Source organism: Gelidibacter pelagius (genome assembly GCF_017581925.1).
GTDB classification, from domain to species: Bacteria; Bacteroidota; Bacteroidia; order Flavobacteriales; family Flavobacteriaceae; genus Gelidibacter; species Gelidibacter pelagius.
The window spans coordinates 1-21,857 of sequence record NZ_JAGEVG010000008.1; the positions used below are offsets into that span (position 1 = coordinate 1).

The following is a 21,857-nucleotide window of genomic DNA, read 5'->3' on the forward strand; positions in this document are numbered from 1 at the left end:
TCTCGAAAACAAGGAACAGGAACATTTCCACTCTCAAATCCTTAAAAAAGGATACCCTTTAAAATAGACATGCGGATTTTAGGAGCTATCGGGAAAGAACAAAGATTTGATTGAACTAAATAGACAACATCTGCTGTTTATATTATAATTGTCCAAGTACTCTCCTATAAGTAATTTCTAAAAAGAAATTGTCATTTTAAAAGTCCTGTAACAATCCATCTTTTTAATGGGTTTGTTAATTTTTATTTTTTTATAGGCCACTAATGATAGTTAGTAAAAAAAAGCGACTATAAGCCGCTCTTCTTTCGCCACATTTCTTATAAACTTTGATAAGACTCCACTAATCTTATAAATTCTGATCTGTAGCCGTTAGCATCACTTCCTCTACCTTGTTTCGCCATTTCTGCAACATCCTTTAGAGTCGCCTTATTATCAAATTTCGATTCTCTAAGTTGCATTCCCAACATGGCCACTGAAGAGGCAAATTTGAGATCTTCTGAAGGTTCAGAAACTTCATCCTTTTGAACGTGTACCATTTCGATACTCTTATTGCCATCGGGTTTTTTATATCTAAATTTTACCGTAAACAATTCATCAGAATAATTAGTTGTTACTGTTGGCTTCGTATACTTCAAATCGTCTACATCCTTCAAATAATCACTTTCTACACCCGTAGGAATAACTTCATAAAGCGCTGTAACTGTATGACCGCTTCCCAATTCGCCCGCATCTTTTGTGTCATCAATGAAATCTTCATCGGCCAACAATCTATTTTCATAACCTATCAAACGGTAGGCTTGGACTTTGTTAGGATTAAACTCAATTTGGATTTTCACATCTTTGGCAATGGTGTATAAAGTGCCACCAAATTCTTTACCGAAGGTTTTTTGTGCCTCTTGCATCGTATCAATATAAGCGTGGTTTCCGTTGCCCTTATTGGCTAATGTTTCTAATTTTGAATCTTTATAATTTCCAAAACCGAATCCCAATACCGATAAGAACACGCCGCTTTCACGCTTCTCTTCAATCAGTTTCTCCATGTCCTTATCACTGGATACACCAACATTAAAGTCGCCGTCAGTAGCAAGAATCACACGATTGTTTCCATTTCTAATAAAATTCTCCTGAGCAATCTTGTACGCCAATTCAATACCTGCACCACCAGCTGTTGATCCACCTGCACTTAAATTGTCCAAAGCATTGCTAATTTTTTCTTTATGTGCACCAGAAGTTGGCGGCAATACCATGCCAGCCGCTCCGGCATAAACCACAATCGCTATCTTATCTTTTTCTCTTAATTGATTGACCAATAGTTTAAATGCCGATTTCAATAATGGAAGTTTATTTGTACTATTCATAGATCCAGACACATCAATCAAAAAAGTCAAGTTTGATGCTGGTAATTCTTCATTTTTATAGGTTTTGCCTTGAAGGCCTATTTTTACAATTTTAGTATCTACATTCCATGGGGTTTTTGCAACCTCTGTATGGATCGAAAAAGGATGCTGATCTGTGGGCTGTGGATAATTATAGTTGAAATAATTGATCATTTCTTCAATCCTTACGGCATCTGCAGGGATTTTCTGTCCGTTATTGATCATCCGTCTAATATTACTATAAGACGCTTTATCCACATCAATTGAAAAGGTCGACAAAGGAGAAAGCGAAACACGTTCAAATTGATTTTCAACGATTTCGGCATAAGAATCTTCGTTTCCTATTTCAGGGTGATGTGGTTTATAATTGTCTCTCTGCGTATCAATAAGTATTCCCCGTCTTCTATACTCATGTGGAGCAACCTGACCATTCTTTCTTTTAGTGAGAGATGACGATTGTTCACGTCTTACTGAGCCTGTTAAAAACGACTTCCTATTGTTTCCATAACCCACAATTACCACTTCTTCCAAGGCAGCGCTATCTTCTTCTAAAGTAACATTGAGCACCGTTTCTTTTCTAAGCTTAAATTCTTGGGTCTTGAAGGCAATATAACTGAACTGAAGGATGTCACCCTCGGTCGCCATTATGGTATATTTACCATCAAAATCGGTTTGAGTTCCTGTTGTGGTCCCTTTTATAACGACATTGACTCCTGGCAATGGCAATCCATCAGAAGACGAACTCACTATTCCAGTAATCGTTTTTTGCTGTGCTTGTAATTGTATTGAGATAATTAATACAAAGACGAACTGTATGACTGTTTTCATAATAATTGATTTTAGTTTACAGTAAAACTATACTCTAAAACCATCTTATAAAACCAGAAATGAGTGAAGTGGACGTTTTGCTTAGTGAACGTCTGTTTTCAACAATTTAAGTGTTTCCTTACGTTGGATTTTACCAGTTGCGGTTTCCTTAAACTTAGGAAGGAAATAAATTTCTTTAGGAATTTCTAATTTGTCCAGCTCTCTAAAAGTTGAAGTTTTCAGAGTGTTTTTATCACTTTCTACAATAATGATGAGTTTTTCACCTAAGTCTGAATCTGGTTCAGAAGCGATAAAAAAGCGCTCTTTGATTTGATCCACAAGTTTGGCTTCAATTTGTTCGGGAAACAATTTCACACCTCCTGAATTGACCATATTATCAAGGCGACCAATCAATTCAAATTCTGTAGCTGAATGCAATTTCACCACATCAGTGGTAATTAACCGCTCTGACGTCACTTTTGGAGCGTCAATAATCAAACAGCCCCTATCATCTTGTGAAATTTTTACTTTTGGAAATACCTTGAAATAATCCATTTTATGTTTCCCATTCATCCGTTTTACAGCAACGTGGCTCACCGTTTCAGTCATTCCGTACGTGGCATATATTTTAGTTTTCAAGCCTTGGACGGATGCTTCCAACGATTTTGAAATAGCAGCTCCCCCAATGATCAAGGTTTTGATATTGTGGATGTATTTTACTGTGTTTTTCAATTGTATGGGAATCATGGCACAAAAATCATAGGTCTTGCCATAATCGAAGACAGGCTGTGTAGTTGGGTCAACAAAGTCAAGTTCCAATCCTAATACCATTGCTCGTACCAACATCATTTTTCCTGCAATATAATGGGTTGGCAAACAAAGTAAAGCCGTTTGGCCTGGTTCCATTTTAAAATAGTCACCCGTGGCAATTGAAGAATTGACCATGGCTTGCTTGCTCACTCTCATCAATTTCGGTTGTCCGGTAGATCCCGAAGTCCGTACGTTGATATAATCTTTGGCGTCCAACCAATCCATTAGAAAATCACCCATGACTTTTTCATAGGGCGCACCTTCCTTGACTAAGCTGTAAGCAACTTCTTTAAGTTCTTCAGCAGTGTATTTATTGGCATTTAATTTGAATTTTAAATGGATTTTATCAAATGTTGGCGTCATTTTGTGGGCTTTTTAATTATGATTATATGCGTTAACGAAGGTATTGATTTCATGCAGAATCCGATTGTTTATCCTGAAAAAATATTGAAATTTATTCAGTTCCAATCTCATTGATCTCTTCCAGTACTCTGTAATCTTCTTTTGCCGGCTCAATGACTTTTCCGAAAAGTTTCCCTTTCCAATCCGTCCATTTATAGAGTTTTGAGAGAATAAACAGAATAATAGGAAACATGACAAACACAGGCATAAAAACATCCATGAATTCTGCCGCTTGTGGATCTGACATGTCTTTAAAAATAGAATGGGTCTGAAATGCAGTCCAATCTGCAGTGACCAATAATGCTGTAAATAAATTGTTGGCCGCGTGAAATCCCAAAGACAGTTCCAAACCTTCATCCATCAAGGTCATGATCCCTAAAAACAATCCTGTGCCAATATAATACACCATGATAATTGGTCCTAATTTGTCCACTTCTGGATTGGCAATATGCATCAGACCGAAGATGACAGAAGTAATCACCAGAGGAATCCATTTGTATTTAGTAACCACCCCTATCCCCTGCATCAAATAGCCTCTAAACAAATACTCCTCAAAACTGGTTTGTAACGGCACCAAAAGAATGGCAATGACGCACAAAATCAAAAAAGGTTGTAATTTGAAATTGAAGACATAGTCCTCTGGTGACATGTAATAATCAACTAAAATCAGGCTTGAAGATAAAATACCCCAGAAGAAAAAGATGACCCAGAAACGTTTCCAATCAATCTTTGGTCGTGCCGTTGTCAGAGAAGTAATGGTCTGTTTGTGCAACCATTTTACGGCACCAAGCAAAAACAAGAATCCACCAACAAAAGGAAGTAATATAAATATTAAATTAACATTGGACTCAAACAATCCCATAAGATAGGCGGTATCACCCATTTGGGACGGATCTATCGAACCGCTTTGCATGGTTTTAAACATAATAGCAATACCATGTGGAATTGAAAAAATAAACACCCCCATGATGGCAATTATCAAACCGACCACATAACGCCACCACTCATGTAAACCTTTATACGCTTGAGCTATATACATATTAACCTATAAATTAAAATTCCAATTTGTTTTTTTATTATACTGCAAAGTACCATTTTTTACCTCCAACGGACTGGCAATATTATTGGCAAATAAACTTCCAGTTCCAAGTCCTTGAGGTCGATCATTTTGCAAAGTGTAGGTCCATTGCGCAATCGCATTCAATCCTACATTACTCTCTAATGCACTCGTAATCCAATAGTCTATTTTACCATCTTTAGCGGCTTCAATCCAAGAATTACTACCATGAAATCCACCTACCAGTGTTGGTTTTAAAATAATATACTGTGGTTTTATGGTTTGTAGTAAATCATACTTATCTGAGAGATCAAAAATGCCAATCAATTCTTCATCCAAGGCAATATCCAGCGGCGTGGTTTGGCAAAGTCTGGCCATCTCCTCCACTTGCCCCTGTCTAATGGGTTGTTCTATGGAATGTAAATGATAGTCTGACAAGCGCTTTAATTTTTCTAAAGCCTCGTCAGGAGAAAATGCACCATTGGCATCCACACGCAATTCAATATCGGTAGCTGAAAAATGGGTTCTTATGGATTTAAGCAAATCTAATTCGGTTTGAAAATCGATGGCACCAATTTTAAGTTTGATACAGGTGAACCCCTCATCAATCTTTGATGTGATCTGCTCTCTCATAAAAGCTTCCGATCCCATCCAAATCAATCCGTTGATTGGAATAGCATCATCACCGTTCGTGAATTTGGACGGAAACAATTCAAAATCGGTCTCGCTTTCAAAATCAAGAAAAGCCATTTCCAGTCCGAATTGAATACTCGGGAATTCTTGAAGCTTTGATAGAAGTACGTCCTTCCCCAAAAAAATATTTTTACAAACCCAAGACAGCACAGATTCAAAATCTGGTCTATCATCTACGGACAAGCCTCTAAACATGCCACATTCGCCAATGCCTTTTTTGCCTTCAGATGCAATCATAATGAACCAAGTGTCCTTTGTTTTTAGGATGCCACGAGAGGTTCCACTGGCTTGTTTAAAGTTGAGCGTGTGTTTTTGGTAGGTTGCTGTCATAATATGGTCAAAAATAGTCAAATAATTTTGTATTTTTAAGAATTGAAAAGAGGACTTACTCTCGATTGTTTATGTTTGGGACGATATATGCCAGGTATAACAATGTATATTAAAACTTAATTTTTATAACTCCTTAATAATGATGCCTGAGTTTCCAAATATTATTCTTTATGCCATTCCGTTTTTTGTCATTTCGATGTTGTTGGAACTTTATGTCAGCATCAAGGAAAACAAGAAAACCTATGAAACTAAAGATGCCTTTACCTCTATTGCGATGGGCTTGGGCAATGTGTTTTTGGGCTTTTTCAGTAAAGCCGTAGTGTTATTGGTTTTTATGGTGATTTATGAGAACTTCAGAGTTTTCACTATCCCCTTTGCTTGGTGGAGTTTTGTGCTCTTGTTATTTGCCGATGATTTTTCATACTATTGGTTCCATCGCATATCGCATGAAAACCGATTGTTTTGGGCATCTCATGTCGTGCACCATTCTTCCGAACATTATAATTTGAGCACTGCCTTACGTCAAACATGGTCTGGTGGATTTTACACCTTTATTTTCTGGTTATGGCTGCCCTTGATCGGGTTTCATCCCGGAATGATCTTATTGCAGATGTCGGTGAGTCTGCTGTATCAATTCTGGATCCATACCGAGGCGATCGACAAAATGCCCAAATGGTTTGAGAAAGTGATGAACACTCCTTCGCATCATCGGGTACATCACGGAAGCAATCCGCTATATTTAGATAGAAACCATGCAGGGATTTTTATTATTTGGGATAAGTTATTTGGCACCTTCCAACCAGAACTCCGGGATGAAAAAGTCGTTTATGGTTTGGTTTCCAATATCAACACCCATAATCCATTAAAAGTCGCCTTTCATGAATGGATGGCGATGGGAAAAGATGTATTCTCTGGGAAAAAATCGGTGTTTGATCGCGCGAAATATATTGTCAAACCACCCGGATGGAAACATGATGGCACCGGAAAAGTGAGTGATGATTTGCGTAAGGAATGGCAAGAATCAGTTGGCAGTAAACAGTCTGCAGTAGGCAGTCAGCAGCCCACCCGTACCGCCATCATGAACGAAGTCGAGGAAGAAAAGGCACTTTCGACAGGATCGGCAATCGGTAACAACTAATAAACTGACTAGTGTGTTCAGTTTCAACTTCAATTTCAACTTCATTTTGTCACACTAAGCGCAGTCAAGTGTCAAATTCAACTTCAACTTCAATTTCAACTTCATCATAAATGAATTTCAACAACAAAACCATCTGGATTACAGGCGCCTCAAGTGGCATCGGAAAAGCTCTAGCCTTAACGTTATCCCAATACAATTGCCAATTGATTCTATCATCAAGACGACAGGATGCGCTTGAAGCTGTCAAACAACAATGCAAAAATCCAGATCGTGTTGCAGTACTGGCTTTCGACTTAGCGGATTATAATCAGATGCAACCCATTGCACTTAAAGCCATACAATGTTTTGGTAAAATTGATGTCCTTATCAATAACGGTGGTATCAGTCAACGGTCTTTGGTCATTGATACCCATATTGATGTATATAAGCAACTCATGGATATCGATTATTTGGGTACGGTGGCGCTTACAAAAGCCCTATTGCCTCATTTTGTGGAACGCCAAAGGGGCCAATTTGTAACCGTATCAAGTGTCATGGGAAAATTCAGTAGTCCGCTTCGATCAGGATATTGCGGTGCCAAGCATGCTTTGCACGGCTTTTTTGATACTTTAAGATTGGAACATGACAAAAACAATATAAAAGTGACCATGATCTGTCCAGGTTTTGTCAATACTGATGTCGCAAGAAATGCTTTAACCGGCGATGGTAGCCAGCAAAAACACCAAGATGAATCCACCCAAAACGGATTGGATGTGGATGTCTTTGCCAAACGGATGCTCAAAGCGATTGAAAAAGAAAAGTTTGAAGTTTATATTGGCAAAACAGAGGTTTTAGGGGTTTATCTGAAGCGCTTTTTACCGAGGTTTTTACATTGGTATTTATTGAGGAGTGTGGTGAAGTGAGAATCACAACTCAATCCCCTCGCCAATCTCCAACAACATCAAATCCTTATTCTTATCAAAAAATTGACGTTTGGCTTCTTCATGATCGATTTCAATATAACCAAACGTGTCATAATGGTAGCCCATAATTTTATCACATTGGACGAAATCGCTAGCAATGATGGCGTCATCTATACCCATAGTAAAGTTATCGCCTATTGGTAAAATTGCCAAATCAAGCTTAAGACGCATAGGAATAAGTTTCATATCCATGGTCAATGCGGTATCTCCAGCAATGTAAATATTTTTTCGTTCGCCTTCAATAACAAAACCTCCTGGTTGTCCGCCATAAGTGCCATCTGCAAATGACGAGGTATGAATAGCGACAACATATTTGACCGTTCCAAATTCAAAATCCCAAGAGCCGCCATGGTTCATTGGATGGACTTCAAAACCCATAGCCTCAAAATGACTCGCTATTTCAAAGTTGGACACAATCATGGCATTGGTGCGCTTGACTATCGCTTCAACATCTAAAATATGGTCTTGATGTGCATGGGTCAATAGAATATAATCCGCTTTTAAAGTATTGATATCGATATGTGACGCCTTCTCATTGGCTGAAATAAAAGGATCCACTAAAATGTTGACGTCATTGACTTCAATACCTAAACTTGAGTGACCGTAATATGTGATTTTCATGATTTTGCAAATTTGTTGTATAAATTGTTTGAACGACTTAAATATATTCAAAATATTTATGAACGACTCCTTTTTTGGGCGATAAAAAGTGGTATTATAGGAAGATTGGATCGGTACGATGGACGTGGGATGGAATTTGAAACTTGACTTTAAAAAAATGTTGGAGTAACTGCTTCTTTTGATTACGTAGTTTCTGGGTCGTAACATAGAATTAAGAAAATCGGGGATATTAGAACCAATCTCGGCTTGCCATCCTGAGACCCCGCCCTTCGGCGGGGTTGGGAAACCAACTATTTTGAATGCGCATTTCATGCTTTTCAAAATAGGGTGCAGAAATATGGCGTTTGTTAGTTTGAGACCCCGCTAAAAAGCGGGGTTAGTTCAACCAGCTATTTTGAATGCGCATTTCATGCTTTTCAAAATAGGGTTTCACTAAAAAAACTCAGACAAATTGAAGAATGTGCCTGAGTTTTAAAGCCCCAAATTTTATAACCAACTAATAATAAGAAAATGAATGTTGGCTTAAAAATTACTCTTAAATGTACAATTTAAATCATTGATAACCAAACATTAAAGGTGGTTTTTACAAAATATAACCGACCCCCAATAAAATTGAAAACAAAAATGTTGATAGTGCCAACACCTTTAATTGTGAGTCGAAGTCAGAGGATACCTGAGCTTTTACAATCTTTTTAATGTGAATTGTCAGCGGAATGTAAGCTATTAGAAAGAGAAAGTTCCAAAGCGATGTGTAATACAAAATCGCAAAAGTAGCACCAACAAGCATAGCGCCTATGACTAAAAATAGATGGTATTTTTTAGATTTTTCCTTACCTAATTTCACTGCCGTAGTAATTTTATTAGAAAGTTTATCCGACTCAATATCTCTCATATTATTCAGATTTAACACCCCAACACTCAACAGGCCAACTGCAATAGAAGGTAATACTACAATATGGTCCAATTGCTTAGAGAACAGGAAATAACTACCAACAACACTTACAAATCCGAAAAAAATTAGCACATAAACATCACCTAAACCTCTGTAGCCATAAGCTGAATCCCCCATAGTGTATTTCATGGCTGCATAAACCGAAAGCCCTCCCAATCCGAAAAAAAAGATGGAATATAAAAAATAGCCGTGACCAAAAGCAGTATAAATGAGAAGCACCGTCAAGAAAATCACAATCAAAACGTTAATTTTTAAGGCTTCAAACATTTGATCTGGGGTAATTTTTCCACTTTGGACGGCACGCATTGGCCCTACTCTATTTTCATTATCCGTGCCTTTGGTGCCGTCTCCATAGTCATTGGCCAAATTTGAAAGAATTTGCAATGCAAGCGTTACCAATAAAGCCAATATAAAAACGATGGGATTGAAGAATCCATTATAAGCGGCAAAACAACTTCCTATAACAATTCCTGAAATAGATAATGGCAGTGTTCGTAATCTGAACGCTGAAAACCACAATTTTAATCTTTCCATTCTAAAGTTTTGGGTGGTTTATGGAATCCATTTTTTCTCAAAATTGGGCTTTCGCTTTTCCAAAAAGGCATTTCGTCCTTCAATGGCTTCTTCGGTCATATATGCCAAGCGTGTGGCTTCTCCTGCGAATACCTGTTGGCCTACCATTCCATCATCAGTCAAGTTCATTGCGAACTTCAACATTTTAATAGAAGTTGGTGACTTTGCCAAGATTTCCTGTGCCCATTCATAAGCTGTGTTTTCCAATTCGGCATGTGGAATCACGGCGTTGACCATCCCCATCTCATAGGCTTCTTGTGCAGAGTAGTCTCTTCCCAAGAAAAAGATTTCTCGTGCTCGTTTCTGGCCCACCATTTTTGCTAAATAAGCAGACCCATAACCGCCATCAAAACTGGTAACGTCGGCGTCTGTTTGCTTGAAAATAGCGTGTTCCTTGCTCGCCAGGGTGAGATCACACACCACATGTAAACTATGGCCACCGCCAACTGCCCAACCAGGGACGACAGCAATGACTGCTTTTGGCATGAATCTGATCAAGCGTTGTACTTCCAAGATATTTAGTCGATGATAGCCATCTTCGCCTACGTAGCCTTGCTTTCCTCTGGCTTTTTGATCGCCGCCACTACAAAAGGAATAAACGCCATCTTTAGACGAGGGGCCTTCAGCAGATAATAATACCACACCAATGTTTACGTCTTCATTGGCATCGTAAAACGCATCGTATAGTTCGCTGGTAGTTTTTGGTCGGAATGCATTTCTAACATCAGGTCTGTTGAATGCTATTCTGGCGACTCCATTACTCTTCTTATAAGTGATATCTTGGTATTCCTTTACAGTTTCCCAGTTAATTTGACTCATGTAATATGTTTTTAAAATGAATTAAATAAGATAGATGCCATCTTCCTTAATTTCGATTAATCGTTGCTTATATAAAGTTCCAACGGCTTTTTTAAAGGTCTTTTTGCTCATTTGAAGCACCGCTTTTATATCCTCTGGGTTTGATTTATCTGTCAAATTGAGATAACCACCATTATCCTCCAACTCATGCATGATGGCATCTGCATTTGGTTCGATTTTTCGATAACCAATCTGCTCTAAAGTGATGTCCAATTTGTTATCAGGTCTGATTTTTTTGACGACACCTCTCATGCGATCACCGATACTTAATTCCTTATAAATATCATCTTGAAAAATCAATCCAGCATGTCTGTTATTGACAATAACATTCATACCAATTTCTGAAGGATGTGAAATAATGATGTCCACTTCCTCAAATTGAGTAACCGTCAAGTCTTTATTATCCAAAAAGTGATTGGTTTTACTGGAAGCTGCCAATCGGCCAGTTTTTTCATCCAAATAACAATGCACCAAATACCAACCGCCAGATTTCATTTTAAAAGCTTGTTCCTTAAATGGGCAAAATAGTTCTTTTACCATGCCCCAGTCCAAGAAGGCTCCGTGATCAGTAACCTGATTACAGCGCAGCATTGCAAATTCGCCGCGTGTTATATAGGGTTTATCCGTTACCGCAACAAGACGTTCTTCATTGTCTAAATAAACAAACACTTCAATTTTATCCCAAATTTGATACGTTTCAGGAACATATCTGTTTGGCAACAAGACTTCATCCCCTTCTGTATCAGCAATATAGACGCCTTGCTCAGCCTCCCGAATTATTTCTAAATTATTGTATTCTCCAATATGTATCATGATGCAAAGGTAAGTATATTCGTGTTTATCCCACAAAAAAAGCGATACCGTTCTGAATTTTCAGGAGTAACGCTTTTTCGACTTTAAGGTTGGAACTTATTATTTGTAAACTGCTTCTTTTTTAAAGTGCGTTGTCAATAAATAATAAACCACTGCTCTATATTTATTTCTGTTGGATTTGCCATAAGTTTCCATAACTGAATCAATCGCTTTGTCTAATTCCGGACCGTCTTTCAATCCAAGTTTCTTGATTAGAAAATTGTTTTTAACGGTTGCGATTTCATTAGGATCAGTAGCTGAAACTGTTGATGCGTCAGCATTGTAAATTGATGGTCCACAACCAATGGTTACCTTGGTCAATAAATCCATATCAGCATTTACGCCACATTTTTCTTTTAAGTCTGCAGCATACTTTGTAATTAATTCATCTCTTTTACTCATTATTGAAAAGTTTTTAGTTACTTAATTAATGTCTCAATATACTAAAATTTAACATATCCGTAAAAATATTGCTCAGATTTAATGATTATTTAAGATACTTAAAATACTCTAACAGAATTTTATCGTTTGCATGTTCAGCGGTATTGATCTCAAGAATTTTTGGAGACTTGCTTTCTTTATAAAAAGAATTGAGTGCTACGTTCAAATCATTATGGGAGGACACTTTCTTATATTTAAAATTGTACATTTCGGCTAAATGTTGTGCGGTCAATTTATGCTTGGTTTCAAAAAACGTATCGAAATTCTCCGTGTTTTTGTGTCCTGGAAGAATTCTAAAAATACCGCCGCCGCCATTATTGATTACAATAATTCGGAAGGAATCCGGAATATAATTGTTCCAAAGGGCGTTACTGTCATAGAAGAAACTCAAATCACCCGATATAAAAGTGGTCTGTCGTTTATGGGCCAATGCACATCCTATCGCCGTTGATGTGCTCCCATCAATCCCACTGGTGCCCCTATTGCAATAAACCTCTATGGATTTATGAATGTCAAATAGCTGCGCATATCTAATGGCTGAACTGTTCCCTATCTGTAAAATCGTGTCATTTGGAAGTGTTTTGAAAAGCGTGTCAAAAACTTTGAAGTCGGAAAACGAAATGTCCTCCAAAAAACTGTTGTGCTTTTTGTTTCTCTCCATCTTAATTCCCGTCCAATAATTCCTATAGGAACTTTTTACTTGTACGGCCTTTGGCAAAAATTCACTAAAAAAATAATTGGGAGTTTCTTTAATGTGCTGGGTCAAACAAAAAAACGTATCATAAGCTCTGGTTTCACTGATATGCCAATGCTCTTTGGGTTGATATTCCCTTAAAAAAGCTTTTATTTTTTTAGAAACTACCATGCCTCCAAATGTGATGAGGATTTCTGGTTGAAGTTTGATAAACTCTTCCTTTTGTAAGGGTGCTATCAACTTGTCGATACTCGTGATAAATGCGCCATGATCTAAATTGGAGGTGGTTTCCGTAAGGACAATAACGCTATCATCTTTGGCCAATAAATTTAGCCACTTTTGTTCAATTTTATTAGGAGCGTACTCCCCTACCAATACCATTTTTCGCTTTGCTTTTCGCCAATCATTTAAGCATTGCTCCAAAATATAGGAATCCATTTTTGGTTCTTCAAATTCGATGGGAATGTTTTTGGGCGTCACTTTCAAGGTGTCAACCATCTCATAAAGCGGCTCATCAAAAGGGACGTTGACATGAACTGGTCCTTTTTTGAAGATGGATTTGTTTATGGCATCGTTCAATTCTTGTTCATTAAACTTTTGGATATCCTTTTGAAGCCCTAATAAACGCTCCAATTTGTCTTCAATATTCTTAAAGATGGGAATATCTTCAGTTACGGGAATATTCAGTTCGTCCTTTAAATCCAATTTTAAATTTGCTGAATGAAGAATATGGTTTTCAAAGACGTTTTTCTGATTGATTGTTTGCCCATCCCCAATATTTTGAAGGTGTTTCGGTCGGTCTGCGGAAAGAACAATTAGCGGAATCTCACTGTAAAATGCTTCCGCAACTGCAGGATAATAATTGAGCAATGCACTGCCAGAAGTACAGACTACCACAACAGGTGCCTCAATCTGCTGAGCAATACCAAGGGCGAAAAAAGCCGCACAGCGTTCATCTACAATACTGTAACATTTAAAAAATGGATCGTTGGAAAAACCGATGGTCAAAGGAGCGTTTCTGCTGCCTGGTGAGATGACAATATGTTTGATGTTTTTTGCTTTGCAAAGCTGAATAACGGTCTGAGCAAGCGGAATCTTAGGATATTTCATTCATGGATAATCTTATCACAAAAGTACGAATTTAGGTGAGCTAACTGAAAAATTATAGCCTGAAAAACGATAAGGTTTGAAAAATCGAAAATTCAAATTCCAAATTTCTATCTCACCGCTCGTCTCATACCTAAATTCCTAATTTATAATCCCTCATGCCTCATGATCTCTACAGCACACTTTTAATAATCTTCGACTTATGTACCGTTTCCTCCCATTCAGCCACAGCATCAGAGTCTTTAGTAATCCCACCCCCCACATAAATAAAGATATTTTGATCTTTCATCTGCATGCAACGCAAATTGACATAAAGGTCCGTAACCGATTTTTGAACCCTGTAGGCATTATTTTCCACATTGCGTCGGTTGGGGTTTCTTGTTATGGTTTCTTTCAAGTGTAATTCGCCCATAAATCCAGCATAAAATTCACGAGGATATCCTTCATTTTCAATAATATAGGCTTTAGCCTTGTCTTTCGGAAAACCACAGACCGCCGGGGTTGGATGCAAAGCCTCCAAGATTGGTTTCAAGTTTCTTGTTTCAGGTGTCAAACGCATTGAGATTTCCGTTTGAAGATGCAGGAGATTTCCAGCTTTTACAGTTTTTTGTTCAGAAACTTTCATAAAATCATCTGAAGATAACTGCTTGCCAACTGATTCACGCAGACGGTCAACAATAAAGTCAGTAACAATTTGCTGCTCCTCTTTCTCTTTTTCTTTCCAAACAACTTCCGCTGTTCCTTCAAAAGCCTGAGTCCCTGCCAAAGACATGGTATGCAATTGGTTACCTCGTACATTCAATAAAGTTTCTGGCGTTGCACCTAACCAAAGACCAACTTTTGGATGGTACCAACAATATACAAAGGCGGTTGGATAACGCTGTAATAGACGTTTAAAAATTTCAATGGGGTGAGTTTCTACATTCTCAACAATTTCCCGTCTGGAAAGCACTACTTTGGAAAAGCAGCCATTTTCGATAGCTGAAATCCCATTTTCAACGTGCCTGATATGTGATAATTTCTCTGATTCTTTATTGCTATTGACAATAGCGGACGTTTTACGATTCCTACTTTCTGATTCCGAAAAATCATCTTTATCAAATTCCACAGAAACGACATCAGCATGGTCTATGGGAATTATAAACGCATCTTGATTGCTATCAAAAGGAGCAAATACAAAGCCACTTTCAGTAAAATCAATAACCGTATGTAACGCATCATTATATTGAAGCATGCACTTCAGTTCTGACGAATTCGGTTTTTTATAAACCACAAAAGGCAACTTCCCATCATACTGTTTTTTGATCTGCTCCAAAAATTGATCCAGTGCCATTCTATTTGCTTTTTGGCAAGCTGATGGTAGATAATCTACAAATGGAGATCAAGTTATCATGATCATCTGTAATTCTTATATCCAACAATTGTGTGGTCCTTCCCTTGTGAATAAAGGTCGCTTTGGCATAAACGAATCCATCTTTGACAGATTTTAAATGGTTCGCAGTTATTTCGATGCCTCGGACAAACAACTTCTCAGTATCTAAAAATATATGAGAAGCAAAACTTCCAACACTTTCGGCTAATGCAGCGGTGGCCCCACCATGAAGTACACCGTCAGGTTGATAAACTCGCGAATTGACAGGCATTTTCGCCACTAAAAAATCGGGGCCATAGTCTATCATTTCAATATTCAAGGTCTCCATTAAGGTATTCTTACTGGCACTATTTGCTTTTGCCAAAATATCTTCTTTAGATAAATGCATATAAAAATTGGGTTTTAAAATATAGATTGTAAAGGTACAAAACAATCTTTCAGGTTTCAGATTTCTTGTTTCTTGTTTCTTGTTTCTTGTTTCTTGTTTCGGGTTTTTTAAAAAAAAATATGGTCATTTCTATATTGATTGTTGTTCTTATGTATTCAAAGTAGATGATTTTCTGTTTTGTCTTGAATCCTGAATCTTGAATTCTGAATTTTTTATCAATTCTTATCTCAGTATCTTTATGGAATAATAAATGTCAAAAGCATGAAGCCAACAGAAAAAGAAATCACCTACCAAACCACAAACTCCTACTCCACTCTAAACACCTTATCTGATAGCACAAAAAACGTATGGTTCGCCTGTCATGGCATGGGCTATTTAAGTCGGTATTTTTTGAAATATTTTGCGGATTTGAATCCCGAAGAAAACTATCTCATCGCCCCTCAAGCGAAAAGCAAATATTATGTAAGCTCCCGTTTAAAGCATGTTGGCGCCAGTTGGTTGACCAAAGAAAACACCATCAAAGAAACTGAAAATGTAATGCGTTATCTTGATGCTGTTTTTGAAGCGGAACATCTTTCAAAAAAACCAAATCTCATTATGTTAGGATATTCGCAAGGTGTTTCTATAGCACTGAGATATATTGCAAAAAGACAATTGAGTTGCTCGCAAATCGTGATGATGTCCGGAGGAATTCCTAAGGAATTAACTGTTGCAGATTTTGAATTTTTAGACCCATTGACAAAAATCTCTTTGATTTATGGAACTAACGATGAGTACCTAGACGAAGATCGTCTGTCCTTAGAAAAAAACAGAGCCTTTGAATTGTTTGGCCATTGTGATTTGCAAATTATACCATTTGACGGCAAACATGAAGTCAATACAACACTAATTAAGCAGATCGCTTGATGCAATTTTAAATTAAATGTTCCTGTTTCCAGCGAAACTTTTATCTTCCAAATTTAAAAAATTCTGAGAGTTTATGTGTTTTTCCCTTTAACATAGTCGATACCATTTCCATACCTATAACTGAAAAGGTAATCCCATTTCCTCCAAAACCCAGGACGAAATACGCGTTTTTAAAATCAGGATGCTTACCAATATAAGGTAATCCGTCATTAGTTTCGCCAAAGGTTCCTGCCCAGCCAAAATCGACTCTAAATTTATAATTGGGGAATAATTTAGACATGGTCTTTTCTAACTTACCCGCTTTCTTTTTGAGCAAACCATCCCTTTTATCAGCATTGACAAAGTCTTCATCTTCACCACCAATTAAAAAACGGTTATCGTCTGTGGTTCTCATATAATTGTACGGATCGGCAGTATTCCAAAACAAGGTGTTTTGAAAATGTGACTGGTCATCTTCATTCTGTTCGCCAACTATGGCGTAGGTAGACAAAAGATTGACAATTTTCTCAGGTATGATCTCTGTGCTTTCAAAACCATTGCAAAAGATGATTTTTTTGGCCTTAATGGTCTTTTCGAATTCGGTATGTACTAAAACGTCTTTATTGCGGTATTCAATCTTAACCACATCGGTTTTGTCGTAAATCTGCAAGCCCTTTTTATGATTATAATGTAGCAGATCATGCGCCAATTGAAAGGCATCGATACTCCCACCTTGATCTGACAGAATACCACCATGCGAATTCTCGAGCTGGTATTTTTTATGGATGATTTCTGATTCCAACCATTTTACGGAAAACCCATGTTCTTTTCGAGCTTCAAACTCTTGCTTTAACCACGGCACATCCTTTTTTCTTGATGCGAAATACAAGGATTCCTTTTTTGTGAAACCACACGAGGATTTAATGCTTTTTGAAATCTTTTGAAGTTGGTCTATGGAATCAAAACAAGCTTTATAACTTAACACCGCGCCTTTTTCACCTATCATATCGATAAGCTGAAAAAGTGGTTTATCAATTTCGTACTGGAGCATAGAGGTTGTCGCCGATGTACTCCCATGGCACACCTCCCGCTTGTCAACAATCACCGTTTTGTAGCCGTCGGCAATGCATTGATGTGCAATTAAACTTCCAGTGATGCCGGCGCCAATGATAACTATATTGGTTTCAATATCTTCAGTTAGCGAAGGATAGGAATTAAGAATGCCGTTTTTAACCAGCCAAAAAGGTTCTGCAGACGTTAATCGCATAAATTCTAATTTAATTCCCACCAGTGGGTTTTATCATACCCCAAGGCTTGCCTCAATCGAAAAGACGATTCCTTATTCATATATAGGGCAAGCCCACGAGGTTCTTGATTTTATGCCAAAATTAATCCATTTGGAAAACTCATTTACAAAAAAGACTAACCCATTAACTCTTTTTAAGTAATCAGATTCTGTATGATAGATTTTACAGGAAGAATTTCAGTCGTATGCTCAATACTTGGCCCCGCTACCCAAACAGTTTTATAAGTCGCTTCTTTTGCCGCCTTCTCTGTGGCCCGCATACCAATTGAAAAACGAATCATCTTCACCCATTTTTTGAGTTTTTTATTTCTATTCAAAACGGATTCCAACCACGACTCTTTAGTGCCAATCTTCTGAACATAAGGCGTGTTGATAACTGTACAAGGTGTACCAGAAATTCGTTGTGTCATCACAATATCCTTGGCGCCATAATCGACACAAGCTTGCTTATACTCCTCTGTAACTCCCGCTTCCACAGATGCGATAAACGGACTGCCGATAGAAACGCCATCGGCGCCATAACTTAACATGGCATCAAGATCTTCTTTGGTGCCAACGCCGCCAGCCGAAATAACAGGAATATTGCAATTGCTTTTCAAAAGTGCAATTAAATCTTTTGGAGAAATTTCTCCACGATGTCCTCCTGCTTCATTATTGACTGCAATAATGGCATCAGCTCCTAAAGCTTCTACTTTTTGAGCGAATTTTAGATCGGTCACATCACAAAGCACCTTAATACCCACCTTATGCGCTTGGTTGATAGTTTCTTCTGGACTTCCCAAAGAAGTGATGATAAAGTCACAACCTTCTTCACATAATACGCGGAGTTGTTCTTTATATTTTATATTGGATTTGTTGACAATCAAATTAAATCCAAAGGAACCACCTTCTACCTTAGCCGCTTTTAGTTCGTGAATGGCTGCTTTGAGCTCTGGCAAGGTTCTGTAATTCAATGCAGGAATACATCCCGCAATACCGCCTTTCATAGCTTCAATGACCATAGCAGTATTGGACACCAAAAACATTGGGGCTTGAATGATGGGGTATTTAATATTAAGGAGTTGGTTGAGTTGTGCTGACATTTGATTTATTTAAAGACCTGACGGATTTAAAAACTTTAAATCCTGATTGAGTCAGGCAAATATATGAAAATATGTTATGCGTGCATAATAAACTACAAGGTTATACGAATGTGAAAATTTCTTAAAAATGATCATTCATATTTAAACTAAAAAAGACCTCACAGGTTTTAAAAACCTGTGAGGTCTTGCCCAATGCGCTCTACTTTTGGTTTTGACTACGTGTCGGCAGACAGGGTTCAGGTTCTCAAAACCCTTTCAGGGTTTGAAACCCTGAAAGGGTCTGGATTTCGCATAAAAAAACGCAACCAAGTTAATGATTGCGTTTTTTTGATGAGATTCCTGCCTTCGCAGAAATTTGTTATTTCACCTCTTCAAAATCAACGTCCTCAACATCGCTGCCTTCATTGGACTGTCCATCTTGACCAGCTGCTCCAGCGTCAGGACCTGGTTGTGCACCACCCTGATCTGCTTGCGCTTTATACATTTCTTCACTTGCAACTTTCCAAGCTTCATTGATTTTCTCAAGAGCTGGATCGATTACAGCGATATCTTTAGATTCAAAAGCTGTTTTCAATTCTTCTAATGCTTCTTCGATTGGTTTTTTCTTATCATCAGATAATTTATCACCAAACTCTTTTAATTGACTTTCCGTTTGGAAAATCATAGCATCAGCAGCATTTAATTTTTCTGCTTTCTCTTTCGCTAATTTATCAGATTCAGCATTTGCTTCAGCATCAGCTTTCATCTTTTGGATTTCTTCTTCAGTCAATCCAGATGACGCCTCGATACGAATATCTTGTGTTTTTCCAGTTGCTTTATCTCCTGCAGTTACGTGAATGATACCATTGGCATCAATATCAAACGTCACTTCAATTTGTGGTGTTCCACGTTTTGCTGGTGGAATACCATCTAAATGGAAACGTCCAATTGTTTTGTTATCAGCGGCCATAGTACGTTCACCTTGTAATACGTGGATTTCCACTGAAGGTTGATTGTCTGCAGCTGTTGAGAATACTTGCGATTTCTTAGTAGGAATCGTCGTATTAGCTTCAATCAACTTCGTCATCACATTACCCATAGTTTCAATACCAAGGGACAACGGAGTAACATCAAGAAGCAATACATCTTTTACATCTCCTGACAATACACCACCTTGAATTGCAGCACCTACGGCAACAACTTCATCAGCATTCACACCTTTACTTGGTGCTTTTCCGAAGAATTTTTCAACCGCAGCTTGTACAGCCGGGATACGTGTTGATCCACCAACCAAGATCACCTCGTCGATATCGCCTTTTGAAAGACCTGCAGCTTTCATTGCATTTTGACATGGCTCAATGGTACGTTTTACCAAATCGTCAATCAATTGTTCAAATTTTGCACGTGATAATGTTCTTACCAAGTGTTTTGGACCACTTGCGGTAGCCGTAACATAAGGCAAGTTGATTTCTGTTTGAGCAGATGACGACAATTCAATTTTTGCTTTCTCAGCAGCTTCTTTCAAACGTTGAAGCGCCATAGGGTCTTTACGCAAATCGATATCTTCTTCTGATTTGAACTCGTCAGCCAACCAATCAATTACTTTTTGGTCGACGTCATCACCACCTAAGTGGGTATCTCCTTCTGTTGACAATACTTCAAAAACGCCATCACCTAATTCTAAGATAGAAACGTCATGTGTTCCACCTCCAAAGTCAAAAACCACAATTTTTTGGTCTTGTCCTTTTTTATCCAATCCGTAAGCTAAAGCAGCAGCGGTTGGCTCGTTGATGATACGTCTAACTTTCAAACCTGCAATCTCTCCAGCTTCTTTCGTTGCTTGACGTTGCGAGTCATTAAAATAAGCAGGTACTGTAATTACCGCCTCACTTACTGTTTGACCTAAATAGTCTTCAGCAGTTTTCTTCATTTTTTGAAGAATCATTGCCGATAATTCTTGTGGTGTATATAAACGACCGTCAATATCTACTCTTGGCGTATCGTTGTCTCCCTTTACCACTTTATATGGCACACGTTCTGCCTCATTTTTAGATTCAGAATACTTGTTTCCCATAAAACGTTTGATCGAAGAAACAGTTTTTGTAGGGTTTGTAACTGCTTGACGTTTGGCTGGGTCACCAACTTTAATTTCACCGCCTTCTACGAAAGCAATAACTGATGGTGTAGTTCTTTTACCTTCTGCATTAGGAATTACAACTGGCTCATTACCTTCCATTACCGAAACACAGGAGTTGGTTGTACCTAAATCGATTCCAATTATTTTACTCATAATATATGTTTTGTGTTGAATTATTAATTTTTTATTTCTCTTTGTATATGTCAATGACTGTGCCATGACAGAAAATATGACAAGGTGTCATTTATTTTAGAAAAAGTTCAGCGTAGATATAGCGTCAGATAAAAAAAGGATTTGTAATTTTACAAATAACCCAAAACAAAATCACATGAAAAAGATTGTATCCTTATTATTTGTCACAGCTATGCTAATGACCGCTTGTACTGGTTCACAGGGACCTCCAGGACCTCCAGGTCCTCCGGGAAATACAGGAACTCCAGGTAATGATGGTGGTATTATTGCTTCCTCTGCCTTTGAAATCGATGTTACTTTCAACGCTGACAATGAGTTTTCGTTCACAGAAAACTATGGTTTTGAAGTGTTAAAGTCTGACGTTACACTGGTTTATATTTTATGGGACACCATAGATGGTACTGACATTTGGCGCTTGATGCCCCAGATGGTAACTTTTAATAATGGTAACCTTATTTACAATTTTGATTTTACTCAAACTGATGTACGATTCTTTTTAGATGGCACTGTAGATTTCACAACCTTAGGTACAGAATGGACCAACAACCAAGTTTTCAGAGTGGTTGTCATCCCTGCCGATAATGTGGACGGAATTGATATCTCAAATCTTAATGAAGTCATGCAGTCGTATCACATTGAAAGTTTTGAGATGAAATAAACTCAAAGCAGTTCATTTTTTTATAAAGATGTTTCTTGCAGTTAACAGTCAGTTTAAATCTGCCTCGTCAGTAACGGGGCAGATTTAAATTGTCATTAAATTGTGAAGTAAGGGCATTTCTTATAATTCGTATGAATATTTCCCGTAGAAATCGTAGACTTCCCCAGATAGTGTTCACACTATAG

At 37.8% G+C, this 21,857-nt stretch carries 19 protein-coding genes; 4 read left to right on the forward strand and 15 right to left on the reverse strand.

The genetic code is table 11. The features are described from left to right. Window positions 1-317: 317 nt before the first annotated feature. The 4 genes from J4051_RS07885 to J4051_RS07900 all read right to left on the reverse strand — a co-directional run bounded on the left by J4051_RS07885 (window position 318) and on the right by J4051_RS07900 (window position 5,475). Window positions 318-2,204 carry a vWA domain-containing protein gene (locus tag J4051_RS07885; protein WP_208233327.1) on the reverse strand — a complete coding sequence of 629 codons (1,887 nt, stop codon included), beginning with the start codon at window positions 2,202-2,204 and terminating at the stop codon, window positions 318-320. Between the two features lie 81 nt (window positions 2,205-2,285). Continuing rightward, window positions 2,286-3,356, reverse strand: a complete 1,071-nt coding sequence (locus J4051_RS07890; protein ID WP_208233328.1) for an AMP-binding protein — start codon at window positions 3,354-3,356, stop codon at window positions 2,286-2,288. A 91-nt stretch (window positions 3,357-3,447) separates the two neighbouring features. Beyond that, window positions 3,448-4,434, reverse strand: coding sequence for a CPBP family intramembrane glutamic endopeptidase (locus J4051_RS07895; protein ID WP_208233329.1), 987 nt, complete (start codon window positions 4,432-4,434; stop codon window positions 3,448-3,450). A gap of 6 nt (window positions 4,435-4,440) precedes the next feature. Continuing rightward, window positions 4,441-5,475, reverse strand: coding sequence for an o-succinylbenzoate synthase (locus J4051_RS07900; protein WP_208233330.1), 1,035 nt, complete (start codon window positions 5,473-5,475; stop codon window positions 4,441-4,443). 139 nt (window positions 5,476-5,614) lie between these two features. On the opposite strand from J4051_RS07900, the gene J4051_RS07905 reads away from it, so the two are divergent. Continuing rightward, window positions 5,615-6,613 carry a sterol desaturase family protein gene (locus J4051_RS07905; protein WP_236027311.1) on the forward strand — a complete coding sequence of 333 codons (999 nt, stop codon included), beginning with the start codon at window positions 5,615-5,617 and terminating at the stop codon, window positions 6,611-6,613. Between the two features lie 110 nt (window positions 6,614-6,723). Then, entirely contained in the window at window positions 6,724-7,515 is a 792-nt protein-coding gene (locus J4051_RS07910; RefSeq protein WP_208233331.1) for an SDR family oxidoreductase, read from the forward strand. Window positions 7,516-7,518: 3 nt separating this feature from the next. On the opposite strand, the gene J4051_RS07915 is transcribed toward J4051_RS07910, so the two are convergent. From J4051_RS07915 to J4051_RS07950, 8 genes are all read right to left on the reverse strand, one after another. Then, window positions 7,519-8,196, reverse strand: a complete 678-nt coding sequence (locus J4051_RS07915) for a metal-dependent hydrolase (protein ID WP_208233332.1) — start codon at window positions 8,194-8,196, stop codon at window positions 7,519-7,521. 583 nt (window positions 8,197-8,779) lie between these two features. Next, complete coding sequence (gene menA / locus J4051_RS07920) at window positions 8,780-9,682, reverse strand: 1,4-dihydroxy-2-naphthoate octaprenyltransferase (protein ID WP_208233333.1); 903 nt, start codon at window positions 9,680-9,682, stop codon at window positions 8,780-8,782. A gap of 18 nt (window positions 9,683-9,700) precedes the next feature. Then, window positions 9,701-10,540: a 1,4-dihydroxy-2-naphthoyl-CoA synthase gene (locus J4051_RS07925; RefSeq protein WP_208233334.1), complete on the reverse strand. Its 840-nt coding sequence runs from the start codon at window positions 10,538-10,540 to the stop codon at window positions 9,701-9,703. Window positions 10,541-10,561: 21 nt separating this feature from the next. Further along, window positions 10,562-11,392, reverse strand: coding sequence for a CvfB family protein (locus J4051_RS07930; RefSeq protein WP_208233335.1), 831 nt, complete (start codon window positions 11,390-11,392; stop codon window positions 10,562-10,564). Between the two features lie 99 nt (window positions 11,393-11,491). Continuing rightward, window positions 11,492-11,833, reverse strand: a complete 342-nt coding sequence (locus J4051_RS07935) for a DUF2853 family protein (protein ID WP_208233336.1) — start codon at window positions 11,831-11,833, stop codon at window positions 11,492-11,494. Between the two features lie 85 nt (window positions 11,834-11,918). Next, window positions 11,919-13,676 carry a 2-succinyl-5-enolpyruvyl-6-hydroxy-3-cyclohexene-1-carboxylate synthase gene (gene menD, locus J4051_RS07940; RefSeq protein WP_208233337.1) on the reverse strand — a complete coding sequence of 586 codons (1,758 nt, stop codon included), beginning with the start codon at window positions 13,674-13,676 and terminating at the stop codon, window positions 11,919-11,921. A gap of 169 nt (window positions 13,677-13,845) precedes the next feature. Next, window positions 13,846-15,006, reverse strand: a complete 1,161-nt coding sequence (locus J4051_RS07945; RefSeq protein ID WP_208233338.1) for a chorismate-binding protein — start codon at window positions 15,004-15,006, stop codon at window positions 13,846-13,848. A gap of 1 nt (window position 15,007) precedes the next feature. Next, window positions 15,008-15,433: a PaaI family thioesterase gene (locus J4051_RS07950; RefSeq protein WP_208233339.1), complete on the reverse strand. Its 426-nt coding sequence runs from the start codon at window positions 15,431-15,433 to the stop codon at window positions 15,008-15,010. Window positions 15,434-15,694: 261 nt separating this feature from the next. On the opposite strand from J4051_RS07950, the gene J4051_RS07955 reads away from it, so the two are divergent. Further along, window positions 15,695-16,339: an alpha/beta hydrolase gene (locus tag J4051_RS07955; RefSeq protein WP_208233340.1), complete on the forward strand. Its 645-nt coding sequence runs from the start codon at window positions 15,695-15,697 to the stop codon at window positions 16,337-16,339. A 40-nt stretch (window positions 16,340-16,379) separates the two neighbouring features. Here J4051_RS07955 and J4051_RS07960 read toward each other — a convergent pair whose 3' ends face one another. The 3 genes from J4051_RS07960 to dnaK all read right to left on the reverse strand — a co-directional run bounded on the left by J4051_RS07960 (window position 16,380) and on the right by dnaK (window position 20,975). Next, complete coding sequence (locus tag J4051_RS07960; protein WP_208233341.1) at window positions 16,380-17,585, reverse strand: NAD(P)/FAD-dependent oxidoreductase; 1,206 nt, start codon at window positions 17,583-17,585, stop codon at window positions 16,380-16,382. Window positions 17,586-17,758: 173 nt separating this feature from the next. Then, window positions 17,759-18,706, reverse strand: a complete 948-nt coding sequence (locus J4051_RS07965) for an NAD(P)H-dependent flavin oxidoreductase (protein ID WP_208233342.1) — start codon at window positions 18,704-18,706, stop codon at window positions 17,759-17,761. A 358-nt stretch (window positions 18,707-19,064) separates the two neighbouring features. Continuing rightward, window positions 19,065-20,975, reverse strand: coding sequence for a molecular chaperone DnaK (gene dnaK / locus J4051_RS07970; protein ID WP_208233343.1), 1,911 nt, complete (start codon window positions 20,973-20,975; stop codon window positions 19,065-19,067). A gap of 175 nt (window positions 20,976-21,150) precedes the next feature. Here dnaK and J4051_RS07975 point away from each other — a divergent pair, with 175 nt between their 5' ends. Next, on the forward strand, window positions 21,151-21,672 hold the full coding sequence (locus tag J4051_RS07975; protein WP_208233344.1) for a hypothetical protein: 522 nt from the start codon (window positions 21,151-21,153) through the stop codon (window positions 21,670-21,672). Window positions 21,673-21,857: the final 185 nt, after the last annotated feature.